The sequence below is a fragment of the Promicromonospora vindobonensis genome (genome assembly GCF_042685865.1).
Classification (GTDB): Bacteria; Actinomycetota; Actinomycetes; order Actinomycetales; family Cellulomonadaceae; genus Promicromonospora; species Promicromonospora vindobonensis.
In genome coordinates, this window is sequence record NZ_JBHUOG010000001.1 from 2,507,344 (window position 1) to 2,518,371 (window position 11,028).

The 11,028-nt window shown below is 70.7% G+C and carries 10 protein-coding genes; 4 read left to right on the forward strand and 6 right to left on the reverse strand.

Annotated elements, in window-relative coordinates; genetic code table 11:
* Nucleotides 1-15 precede the first annotated feature (15 nt).
* A complete protein-coding gene (locus ACFS27_RS11350) occupies nucleotides 16-1,026 on the reverse strand; it encodes a dihydroxyacetone kinase subunit DhaK (protein WP_377182953.1) in 1,011 nt (336 codons plus the stop codon).
* A 156-nt stretch (nucleotides 1,027-1,182) separates the two neighbouring features.
* Nucleotides 1,183-1,833 (reverse strand): dihydroxyacetone kinase subunit DhaL, encoded by a 651-nt coding sequence (dhaL, locus tag ACFS27_RS11355; RefSeq protein WP_377182955.1) that lies wholly within the window; start codon nucleotides 1,831-1,833, stop codon nucleotides 1,183-1,185.
* Between the two features lie 259 nt (nucleotides 1,834-2,092).
* Between dhaL and ACFS27_RS11360 the strand changes: the two genes are divergently transcribed.
* The 3 genes from ACFS27_RS11360 (at nucleotide 2,093) to ACFS27_RS11370 (ending at nucleotide 4,807) form a co-directional block, all read left to right on the forward strand.
* Nucleotides 2,093-2,851 carry an IclR family transcriptional regulator gene (locus ACFS27_RS11360; RefSeq protein WP_377182957.1) on the forward strand — a complete coding sequence of 253 codons (759 nt, stop codon included), beginning with the start codon at nucleotides 2,093-2,095 and terminating at the stop codon, nucleotides 2,849-2,851.
* Entirely contained in the window at nucleotides 2,821-3,897 is a 1,077-nt protein-coding gene (locus ACFS27_RS11365) for an RDD family protein (protein WP_377182959.1), read from the forward strand. Before ACFS27_RS11360 ends, ACFS27_RS11365 begins: the two co-directional genes overlap by 31 nt.
* Before the next feature lie 94 nt (nucleotides 3,898-3,991).
* Entirely contained in the window at nucleotides 3,992-4,807 is an 816-nt protein-coding gene (locus ACFS27_RS11370; RefSeq protein WP_377182961.1) for a DUF1206 domain-containing protein, read from the forward strand.
* A gap of 108 nt (nucleotides 4,808-4,915) precedes the next feature.
* On the opposite strand, the gene ACFS27_RS11375 is transcribed toward ACFS27_RS11370, so the two are convergent.
* The 3 genes from ACFS27_RS11375 to dnaB form a co-directional block, all read right to left on the reverse strand.
* Nucleotides 4,916-5,476, reverse strand: coding sequence for a hypothetical protein (locus ACFS27_RS11375; protein WP_377182963.1), 561 nt, complete (start codon nucleotides 5,474-5,476; stop codon nucleotides 4,916-4,918).
* Between the two features lie 120 nt (nucleotides 5,477-5,596).
* On the reverse strand, nucleotides 5,597-6,781 hold the full coding sequence (locus tag ACFS27_RS11380; protein WP_377182965.1) for an AI-2E family transporter: 1,185 nt from the start codon (nucleotides 6,779-6,781) through the stop codon (nucleotides 5,597-5,599).
* A gap of 99 nt (nucleotides 6,782-6,880) precedes the next feature.
* Nucleotides 6,881-8,245, reverse strand: a complete 1,365-nt coding sequence (dnaB, locus tag ACFS27_RS11385) for a replicative DNA helicase (RefSeq protein WP_377182967.1) — start codon at nucleotides 8,243-8,245, stop codon at nucleotides 6,881-6,883.
* A 371-nt stretch (nucleotides 8,246-8,616) separates the two neighbouring features.
* Here dnaB and ACFS27_RS11390 point away from each other — a divergent pair, with 371 nt between their 5' ends.
* Nucleotides 8,617-9,960, forward strand: coding sequence for an MATE family efflux transporter (locus tag ACFS27_RS11390; RefSeq protein ID WP_377182969.1), 1,344 nt, complete (start codon nucleotides 8,617-8,619; stop codon nucleotides 9,958-9,960).
* Between the two features lie 34 nt (nucleotides 9,961-9,994).
* Here the strand turns inward: ACFS27_RS11390 and ACFS27_RS11395 are convergent, their stop codons facing one another.
* Entirely contained in the window at nucleotides 9,995-10,951 is a 957-nt protein-coding gene (locus tag ACFS27_RS11395) for a winged helix-turn-helix domain-containing protein (protein ID WP_377182971.1), read from the reverse strand.
* Nucleotides 10,952-11,028 lie beyond the last annotated feature (77 nt).

Genomic DNA, 11,028 nt, shown 5'->3' on the forward strand with positions numbered 1-11,028 from the left:
GCTCGTTCGTGCGGGTCACCACGTGAGGGACGGCGTCCGGACGGGTGCGTCCCAGGCGCTGACGAGGTCGTCGTCGGCGACCGTGAGGGTGACCGAGGCGCCGTGCATGTCCAGCGAGGTCACGTACGAACCGGTCAGGGTGCGGGCCACCGTGATGCCACGAGCAGCAAGAAGCCGGTGGACCTGCCGGGTGATGATCGCCAGCTCGAGCGGGTAGGTGCTGCCCAGCCCGTTGACCACGGCGATCACGCCGTCTCCTCGCCCCAGCGAGAGGTCCTGCACCAGGGGGTCGACCAGCTGCTCGACCAGCTCGTCGGCCGACGCGAACGGGATGCGGCCCGTGCCGCGCTCGCCGTGGATACCGACACCGAACTCGACGAGATCGCCGGGCAGGTCGAAGGCGGGTCGTGACTCGCCGGGGTGCGTGCAGGCGTCCAGTGCGATGGCGAGGCTGCGGGACCGGGTCACCACGTCGCGGCCCCTGGCGGCGACGGTCGGCAGGTCGGCGCCGGCTTCGGCTTCGGCGAGGGCACCACAGACCTTCTCGACCACCACCGTTGCCGCGGTCCCACGCCGACCGGGGCCACCGTTCGTGCTGGTCGTGGCCAGGTCGTCGTCGACGAGCACCGACTCGACGGCGACCTCGTCCTCGGCGAGCTCGGCGGCGATCTGGAAGTTGAGCACGTCCCCGGTGTAGTTCTTCACGATGTGCAGCACCCCGGCGCCGCTGTCGGCCAGCAGCGTCCCCGCGCGGACCTGGCTGGCGGTCGGGCTGGCGAACACGGCGCCGGCCACCGCGACGTCGAGCATCCCGGTGCCGACAAGTCCGGCGTGCAGCGGCTCGTGCCCTGAGCCACCTCCGGACAGGAGCCCGACCTTCCGGGTGGCGGGCTTCGCGCGTGAGACCAGGCGCTCGGCCGGGTCGAGCTTCAGCAGTCGCGGGTTGGCCAGCACAAGGCCCTCGAGGGCCTCGTCGATGACGTCGTCCGGAGCGTTGATGAACTGGCGGCGTGCAGGCGTTGACATGGCTGCTCTCCCTTGAACCGCGGTGCGACCGTCTTCGGCCCCACCGAATGGCATTCGGCATTATCGAATGCTGTCCCTGCACAGAGATGTTGTCAAGACGCGTGGAACCGGGGCCGGCCGCCCGTGATCGAGCGCCGGCAGGGGCGAAGCGCAGGCCTATTCCTGCGCGACGGCCTCGACGAGGGCGATGACCAGCATCGTCGCCGACGCCGCCCCGGGGTCCACGTGGCCGATCGACCGCTCGCCCAGGTAGCTGGCCCGGCCCTTGCGCGCGAGCATCGGCGCGGTCGCTTCGCGTCCGGCGACGGCGGCAGCGGCGGCGGACGCCGTCGCCTGACCGAGCCCCGCACCGTCGTCGGCCGCCTGCCGCAGCGCCTCGACGGCGGGGTCGAGCGCGTCGAACATGGTCTTGTCGCCGCTCTCGGCGCTGCCGCGACGCACCAGCTCGGCCAGCCCTGCTCGCAGGCTGTCGGCCAGCTCGCCGGGATCCAGCCGGGTGCGCTCGCCGGCGACGGCGCCGGCGCCCAGGAAGAGGGCGCTGTACAGCGGCCCGGCCGCACCGCCGAGCGAGGTGAGCAGGTCGTTGCCGATGTGCTGGAGGAGGGCGCCGGTCGAGGCGTCGGACCCGGCGTCCTGCTGCGTCAGCGTCTCCACCACCTGTGCAAGGCCACGGTCCATGTTCACCCCGTGGTCCGCGTCCCCGATCGCCGAGTCGAGCTCGGTCAGGTAGGCGCGCTGCTTGGCGACGATGTCGTGAAACCGGGCCAACCAGTCGATGATCACCTCGTTGGTCACTGCGGTGGCCATGCTCTGTCCTCCCGTGAAGCTCCGGATGGGTGGCGCCGGATCGGTGGCACCGTGCACGCCCGCCCCTGTACGGAGCGTGCCATACGGTGATTGCCCCGGCCTGCGGGTGCGGCCGGCAGCGACAGCAGGGTCCCGTCGTCGGAACCTCATTCGGTAATGCCGAAGCCTCTCCGCTGTCGCGGGACCGTGTCAAGGCTCCTGTGTACGGTTGCCCACAGGGCTCCTCACGCAGAGGTGGAATCCGAGGAGGGACAGACCCGTGATCCAGGCCATCGACCGCGCCGCCAAGGTCCTGTCGTCGTTGCAGGGAGCGCGGCGGCTGGGGATCTCCGAGCTGTCGAGCACGCTCGCCCTGCCCCCGTCGACGGTGCACGGCATCGTCAAGTCGCTCCAGCAGCACGGCCTGGTCGCCAAGGAGCCCGGGGGCAACAGGTACATGCTCGGACCGGCACTGCTGAAGCTGAGCAACGTCTACCTGGACACCCTGGACGTGCGTGCCCGCGGCATGCGGTGGACCCACGAGCTCGCGCGCCGCACCGGCCTGGCGGTGCGGCTGGGGGTACGGCTGCTGGACGAGGTCGTCATCATTCACCACGACAGCCGGCCGGACGGCAGCGAGCAGATGCCCGAGACCGGCCTGGCGATCCCCGCGCACGCCTCCGCCATGGGCAAGGTCCTGCTCGCCTACCAGCCGCACGAGCAGGCGGCCTCGCTGAGTCTGCGCAGCCTGACCGGAGACACCATCACCGATCCCGGGGTGTTTCGCGCCGACCTCGAGAAGGTCGTCGACGAGGCCCTGGCGACGGAGAAGAACGAGGCGATCCTGGGGGAGTCCTCCGCCGCGGCGCCGGTGGTCGACCACTCCGGTGCGGTCGTCGCGGCCGTGGCCGTGGTCATGCCGACCACAGAGTTTCCCCCCGCGCCGACGGTGCTCAACGACCTTCGTGAGACGGCCCGCAACATCTCCCGCGAGCTGGGTGCCGCCCAGTGGCCGCCGTTGACGGCAGCCACCCGGTGACTCCACCGGTGTACGCGACGTGGGGGGAACGCGTCATCGCGGCGGTACTCGACAACGCGATCCTTGCCGGGGTCACCTGGCTGGCACTGGGGACGGGGATCGCGCAGCCCACGCTCACGCCAGGGCTCTGGCGCGACACGAACGCCGAGCAGGGATCGCTCACAGGCTGGATGATCCTGGTGCCGATCGGCGCACTGGTGATCCTGCTGGTGCTGCAGGCCACGACCGGGTGGACCCCCGGCAAGCTGGTGGTGGGTATCCGAGTGGTCCGGGACGACCCTGCCGGGCGACCAGGGCCGGCCGGGCTGTGGACGACGGCGGCTCGGTGGGTCCTGCACCTCCTCGACGCGATCCTGCTGATCGGATACCTGCGTCCCCTCTGGCACCAGCAACGGCAGACCTTCGCCGACGGGATCGCGCACACCATCGTGGTGCGGGCCCTCCCCCAGCTCTCCCGACGTCCACGCATCGCCGCCTATTCGGCAGCGCTGGTCGTGTGCGTCCTGGGCATCGGGTACGGCTGCGTGCCGATCAGCAGCGTTGGCTCCGCGCCGGTGGACGACGTGATCTCGTGCGGGCAGGAGCGCCAGGGGCCTCTTCTGACGACGGGGAACATCACGCTCGGTGGGTCGACGGAGTTCGCGCGGGACCGCCGGATGTGGACGGTCCGGGAGAGCCGGACCGCGCTCCCCGGCGCGACGATCTCCTGGACGAGCGATCCGTCGGTGCGCGACGCTGACTACCGGGTCGAGCTCGACGCCTTGGCGCGCTCGGCGAGCGGCGGGCCAGTGGTCTCCCGGTTCTGGGACCTCGGAACGGGTGGCGTCGCCGATCCGGTGGGTGATCACGACGTCACGCACACCCGGAGCATCTCGCCCGAGGGGGACACCCACGTCGCGAAGGTCGAGATGGCCGACTCCGACGACGTCGCCGACCGCCTCGGAACGGACCTGATGCTCGACGTGCGGCTGATCGCCGACGGGGAGATCGTGGCGGCGTGCGGCGGCACGATGAGCTACGGGACCGTGAACCACGCCGGGTACTGACGACATGTCGTGCTCCGCACAGAGGTGCGGAATGCGTTGAAATACGCGAATGTGTACTCCGTCGCGGTCCGCGCGGCCTGACGGAGGTGTGCGCGTGTCCGAGAACTCCTTTCCGGATGCCCCTGGCGCCGTCCGGCGGGCCCAGAACAGCGATGCCGTGCGGAGCCTGGCCCGAGGCGGCTACATCGCGTCGGGCGTGCTGCACCTGCTGGTCGGCTGGCTGGCGGTCCAGCTCGCGCTGGGCCGGCCCGCGGCACAGGCGGACGGTTCGGGGGCCTTCCGCATGCTCGCCCAGATGCCGGGTGGCGACGTCGTCCTCTGGGCGGTCGCCGTGGGGTTCGCCGCGCTCGCGGTCTGGCAGCTCGCCACGGCCGTCGTGGGAGTGCCGAACACGAAGCACCAGGCGGGGGCCCGGGCCAAGAGCGTCGCCAAGGGCGTGCTCTACGGAGTACTGGCGGCGACCGGCGTACGGAACGCGCAGGGTGCCGGTGGCTCAGGCACCAGCGAGGAGAGCATGACCGCCGGCGTCCTCGGCATGCCGGGTGGCCCCTGGTTGGTCGGCCTCGCGGGTCTGGCCATCGTCGCTGTCGGCGCCTACCACGTCGTCAAGGGGGTGCGGAAGACGTTCCTGGATGACCTGGCGGGGACGGGCGGTAGCTCCGTCCGCCCGGTGGTGGTCCGGCTCGGGCAGGCGGGCTACGTCGCCAAGGGGATCGCGCTCGCCGTCGTCGGTGGACTGCTCGTGGCCGCTGCGGTGACGACGGACCCGTCCAGGGCAGGTGGGCTGGACGAGGCCCTGCGTGCGATGCGCGACCAGCCGTTCGGCACGGCCCTGCTGCTCGTGATCGGGCTTGGGATCGCCGCCTTCGGCGGCTACTCCTTCGCGCGCGCCCGGTTCGCCCGGCTCTGAGGCGGCCTCGGCCCACGTGTACGACGGCAGCCGTTCCTGCAGCAACGGGTCGGGCATGGTGTCGCTCCCGGGACCGGGGACGGTGGCAGGGTGTTGCCATCGGTCGACCTACGTGTCGTACTCGAGCCCGTCCCACGGTTCGTAGTACGCGATGAAGTCACCCGGCTCGATGTTGATGAAGTAGGTTCCGTCGTCGTACTGCTCGAGGTTCCAGCCGAAGGTGACGCCGTCGACGTCCTGAGTGAAAGGCTCGACCTCGATGGATTCCAGGACGTAGTCGCCCAGCTCGGCCAATCGGGCGGCGACAAGATCTTCCCCACCGGCACGACTGGCCTGACCGGGCGGAAGCCCGTCAGGCCGGGCGGCCGCATCGACACGGACCTCGTCGAAGGTGCCATCCGCCTTCCACAGGAAGACTCCGACGTATGCCGTGTCGTCGTTGAACAGCTCCTCGCTGAGGAAGAACTTGCGGCCGTCCCCGGCGGTGCCGGCATAGGGCACGTGGTAGTCGTCGGGAACGATGGTGAAGCGATCGGGTGCTCGTCCCACGACGGCTCCCTCGGGCGAGCGGCTTTGCGGCGGCGAAGGTCGCGTGGCTGCCACTGCGGCCATCACCCGCGTGACGATCGTCAGCAGATCTGTGCCGCTGCGCCACCGGGGTCGACTCATGGCGCAGAGCCTACGGTCGAGGCACGCCGAGGGAGTCATCCCGTCGCGGGTGATCTCGAGCGTGCCGACGTCGAGCTCGCGCCGCCTGTCTCAACGGCGTCCGGCGCCGGCCCTCGCCCTTCAGACCGTCTCGGCGCGCTTCTTGCGGGCGAACCGCGCGGGCAGGTCGGGTCCGTCCCACACCTGGATCGCGCGCCAGATGGAAGCCGCGATGGGCACGGCGAGCACGGCGCCGGTGATGCCGACGAGCACCGTTCCAGCGGTCAGGGCGAACAGGATGACGAGCGGGTGCAGGCGCAGCGTCCGGCCCATGACGATCGGCTGGAGGAAGTCGCCCTCGAGCTGGTTCACGACGACGACGATCGCGACGACGATGAGCGCCTCGACCGGGCCGACGGCGACGAGCGTGACCAGGGCAGCGAGGATGCCGGCCAGGGTGGCGCCGACCAGCGGGATGAACGCGAGCAGGAAGACGAGCACGGACAGCGGGATGACGAGCGGCACGCCCACGATCGCGAGACCGATCCCGATGCCGACCGCGTCGACGATCGCCACGATCGCCGTTCCGCGCACGTAGCCGCCGAGCGTACGGATGGTCGCGGCGCCGACGCGCTGCCCCCGCTCGTACCGGTGCCCCTCGAAGGGGCGCAGCAGGAACTCCCACATCGCCGGGCCGTCCTTCAGGAAGAAGAACAGGACGACGATCATGATGAAGAAGCCGGCGATGAAGTCAGCGGTCTGGGACACGCCCGCGATGGCTCCGGAACCCACGGCGTCGGACTGCAACAGCCCCATCGCGGATTCGCGCACCGACGCGATCTGCTCGTCCGTGATGTCGAAGGGCAGGCGCTGGACATAGGTCTGTAGTGAGTCGAAGCCGTCGAGCGCCTGGGTCCGCAGCTCGTCCCACTGGTCCACGACGGCCAGCACGACGAGCCACACGATCGCTGACAGCAGTGCGATCAGCGCCAGGAGCGCGATCCATGTCGCGAGCAGCGACGGCAGACCGCGGCTCCGCAGGAACGAGACCAGCGGGGAGATCGCCGCTGCCAGCACGAGCGCGATGAGGACCGGGACCACGACCAAGGTCAGGCGCGTACCCACGAACCCGAAGACGGCGATGACCGCGACGACCGCGAGGACCTGCAGCGACCGAGTGCCGACGCGGCCGAAGCCGTCCGACCACAGCCGTGACGTCCCTCGCTCGGCGGGTGCGCCATGCTCAGCCGGCGGCCGCGTCTCGACGAGGGTTACCTCGGCACTGGGACGGGCGGGCGGTGGTGTGCGACGGCCGAAGAGACCCATTGCCTGACCTCCTTCGCGGGGGTTCCGGCGGACGCCGGACAACCCGACGCTATTGCGGTCCGGCCCGGGTCGCGCGGCGACCTCGACGGAAGGCGGCCGTCACACCTGCATGTCGACGAACCGCTGGTAGTGACCCTGGAAGGCCACGGTGATCACATCGGTGGGGCCGTTACGGTGCTTGGCCACGATGAAGTCCGCCTCGCCGGCGCGCGGCGACTCCTTCTCGTAGGCGTCCTCGCGGTGCAGCAGGATCACGACGTCGGCGTCCTGCTCGATGGAGCCCGACTCACGAAGGTCCGACATCTGCGGCTTCTTGTCGCTGCGCTGTTCAGCGCCACGGTTCAGCTGCGAGATCGCGATCACGGGCACCTCGAGCTCCTTCGCGAGGAGCTTGAGCGAACGCGAGAACTCGGAGACCTCCTGCTGACGCGACTCGACGCGCTTGCCGGACGACATCAGCTGGAGGTAGTCGATGACCACGAGCTTGAGGTCGTGCTTCTGCTTGAGTCGCCGGCACTTGGCGCGGATCTCCATGAGGGACATGTTCGGCGAGTCGTCGACGAACAGCGGGGCGTCGGAGACCTTGCCCATGGTCGCGGCGAGCTTCTGCCAGTCGCCGTCGTCCATGTTGCCGCTGCGCATCTTGGTCAGCGGCACGCGGGCCTCGGCAGCGAGCATTCGCATGACGATCTCGTTGCGGCTCATCTCCAGGGAGAAGATGACGGCCGCCTGGTTGTGATGAATCGCTGCGTGGGCAGCGACATTGATACCCAAAACGGACTTTCCGACAGCAGGTCGGGCCGCCACGACCACCATCTGGCCCGGGTGCAGGCCGTTCGTCAGGCGATCGAAGTCCGAGTACCCGGTCGGCACCCCGGTGAGCCCCTCGCCGCGACCCTGCGCGGCGTCGATCTCGTCGAACGTCGGCCCGATGATGTCGGCCAGCGGCAGGTAGTCCTCCGACGCCCGGCGTTCGGTCACCGCGTAGACCTCGGCCTGCGCGTTGTTGACGACGTCGTCGACCTCGCCGCCGTCGGTGGCGTAGCCCATCTGGACGATGCGGGTGCCCGCCTCCACGAGGCGGCGCATGATGGCGCGCTCGCGGACGATCCGGGCGTAGTAGCCGGCGTTCGCGGCTGTCGGCACGCCCGCCATGAGGTCGTGCAGGTACGGGGCACCGCCGACGCGCGCGTGCTCGCCTCGACGCTGCAGCTCGGCGAGCACCGTGATGGCGTCGGCAGGCTCGCCACGACCGTAGAGGTCGATGATCGCGTCGTAGATGGCCTCGTGCGCCGGCCGGTAGAAGTCGTTGCCGCGGATCTGCTCGATCACGTCGGCGATCGCGTCCTTGGAGAGCAGCATGCCGCCCAGCACGCTCATCTCAGCGGCGATGTCCTGCGGCGGCGTGCGGTCGAGGCCGGGGCTCCGGCCGGAATAGCTCGACTCGAGCTCTTCGATCGACATCGCACCCCCTACCTTCCTCGTCTCATGACGCCTCGGCGCACGCTGCGCGTGCGCTCCATCGACGTCCTACATCTGTTCTACTCCTCGCCACAGACACTCTCGGGACGTCGGCCACGACACGCCTTTGTGTCGTGTGTGACGGTCCGGGTGCGCCGGGCCGGCAAGGAGGCTCCGCTGACGGTAAGCCCCTGCGGATCCCGACGCAATGAGACCTGTGGACAGGCCTGTGCACATCATGTGGAAAGGTGGCCCACGCCTGTGTATAGCCAGGTGGACAACCCTGTCCCCAGCTGTGGATAAACCCTGTGTAAAACATCACCATCCCCTCTGACCTGCAACGACGTAACCCCCAGCCTGTGGAGGAAAGAAAGTTGGGCGAGCCTCGCCACACCCCGGGTTTTCGCCGATCGATCGACCGGGAGATCCTCGCCCTTGCGGTACCCGCGCTCGGGGCGCTCGTCGCCGAGCCCGTCTTCGTGCTTGTGGACAGTGCGGTGGTGGGCCACCTCGGCACGGCCCAGCTCGCGGGCCTCTCGCTCGCGAGCAACGTGCTGCTCACGCTCGTCGGGCTGTGCATCTTCCTCGCGTACACGACCACGGCGTCGGTGGCCCGGCTCACGGGTGCGGGCAAGGAGCGGGAGGCGCTGCAGTCGGGCATCGACGGGATCTGGCTCGCGCTCGGGATAGGCGTTGCTCTGGTCGCCACGCTGCTGCTCGCCGCCCCGCTGACGGTGGCCGCCCTCGGCGCCGAGGGCGAGGTCGCGGAGCACGCGGTGACCTACCTGCGGTGGTCGGCGCCCGGGCTCGCAGGGATGCTCGTGGTCCAGGCCGCGACGGGTGTGCTCCGTGGCCTGCGTGACACGCGCACGCCGCTGGTCGTGGCCGCCTCCGGAGCGCTCCTCAACACCGGGCTGAACTTCGCGCTCGTGTACGGGGCAGGGATGGGCATCGCGGGTTCCGGCCTGGGGACGGCCATCACCCAGCTCCTCATGGCGGTCGTGCTCGGCGTGATCGTGGTGCGCGGGGCACGTGCCCGCGGCGCGAGCCTGCGTCCGCACCGGGCGGGCATCCTGTCTGGGGCTCGCGCGGGCGTACCGCTGGTGATCCGGACCCTGAGCCTGCGCGGAGCGATCCTGCTCACCGTGGTCGTCGCGACCGACCTCGGTGCCGTCGCGCTCGCGGGGCACCAGGTGGTGAGCTCGCTGTGGGGGCTCGCGGCGTTCGCGCTCGACGCGCTCGCCATCGCGGCGCAGGCCCTGGTCGGACATGGGCTCGGCGCCGGCGACGTCGGCCATGTCCGTCTGGTGCTGCGCCGCTGCCTGCAGTGGGGCATCGGGTCGGGTGCGGCGATCGGCGTGGTTCTGGCGGCGGCCGGCTGGTGGATCGCACCCCTGTTCTCGTCGGACCCCGACGTGCGCGTCGCCATCGCCCTCGGCATTGCGGTGTGCGGTGTGCTGATGCCCATGGCGGGCTGGGTCTTCGTGCTGGACGGCGTCCTGATCGGTGCGGGTGACGGCCGCTACCTCGCCTGGGCCGGCATGGCCACGCTGGTGGTCTACCTTCCGTTCGCCTTCGCCGTCTCCCGCTGGGCGCCCGACGGCCCGTACGGGCTCGCCTGGCTCTGGCTCGCCTTCGCCGGCGTGTTCATGGCCGCCCGCGCCGTGACGACAGGGTGGCGTGCGCGGGGCGACCGCTGGCTGGTCACGGGAGCGTGAGCCGTCGTCCTTGCGTGGTCCGCGCGGAGTGGCGCTATACCCGGACCTTGAGCCGGTAGCCCACGCCACGGACCGAGGCGACCTCCACGTCCCGGACCGGCGCCAGCCGTTTGCGCAGCCGTTTGACCGCTGACGTCACCGGGTCGGAGTCACCGAGGTAGGGCAGCTGCCACACCCGTGCCGTGAGCTCGGCGAACGACCAGACCCGGCCAGCCTCGAGGGCGAGCGTCGCGAGCAGGTCGAACTCCCGCGCCGACAGATAGACGCGCCGGCCCAGCACCGTGACCTCCCGACCGGCCAGGTCGACGAGCAGCGGTCCCGCCACGAGCGGTTCGACCGTGGGTGGGGCGATCATCGTGACCGGCCCCGTGACGGTGGGCACCGCGCCGGTGTCGGAGCCGACGACTCGCGGACCGCGGCCGGCGCCCGCACCGGGGCCCTGGGCACCGGTGCCGGAGCCCCCGGCTCGCTGCCGTGGTGGCACGGAGACCGCCGCGCGCAGCACGGGCTGCGCCAGCACGCTGCCCGACGCCGGCCGGAACCGTCCGCTGCGACCGCCTGCCCCGGCGTCGGGCATGCCGGGTGACGGAGTGCGTGCGGTCGAGGACAGCGCTGTCGACCGGAGTCCCGCCGCGGCCCCGCGCATCGGGGCCTCGGTGAGGTTGTCGGGCTCGGAGGAAGGCTCGGTGAAGCGGTCGACAGGGTGCTCGGGAAGGTGCCGTCCGTAGGCATGGTCGTCTCCAGGGCCAGGGTTGTCGTACCGCTCGGCCTGCGCGCCGAGTCCACGCCACGAGGCGTTGCTGCCGGGCCGGGGTGCGGCCTGGTTGTCGAGGACGGCGCGTGCGCCTTCCGCGTCAGGAGTGGCGAGCACCGTTGCCCGGCCACGGAGGAGGTGAGCGATCTCGATGATCTGGTCCGAAGGGAGGCCGACACAGACGACGAGGCCGGGGACGGAACCTGGGGCTGAACCTGGTGCGGGGTCGATCGTCACGTGCGTCACCCTCCATGGGTTGGCCGTTCAGGTGCGTGCCGGGTCAAACCCGGGCAGCGCGTGCCAGTTTGCCCCCG

What these genes read in the sequence shown, in the direction of transcription:
- ACFS27_RS11350 (WP_377182953.1), bottom strand. Translation starts at nt 1,026, where the DNA reads ATGTCAACGCCTGCACGCCGCCAGTTCATCAACGCTCCGGACGACGTC.
- dhaL (WP_377182955.1), bottom strand. Translation starts at nt 1,833, where the DNA reads ATGGCCACCGCAGTGACCAACGAGGTGATCATCGACTGGTTGGCCCGG.
- ACFS27_RS11375 (WP_377182963.1), bottom strand. Translation starts at nt 5,476, where the DNA reads ATGAGTCGACCCCGGTGGCGCAGCGGCACAGATCTGCTGACGATCGTC.
- ACFS27_RS11380 (WP_377182965.1), bottom strand. Translation starts at nt 6,781, where the DNA reads ATGGGTCTCTTCGGCCGTCGCACACCACCGCCCGCCCGTCCCAGTGCC.
- dnaB (WP_377182967.1), bottom strand. Translation starts at nt 8,245, where the DNA reads ATGTCGATCGAAGAGCTCGAGTCGAGCTATTCCGGCCGGAGCCCCGGC.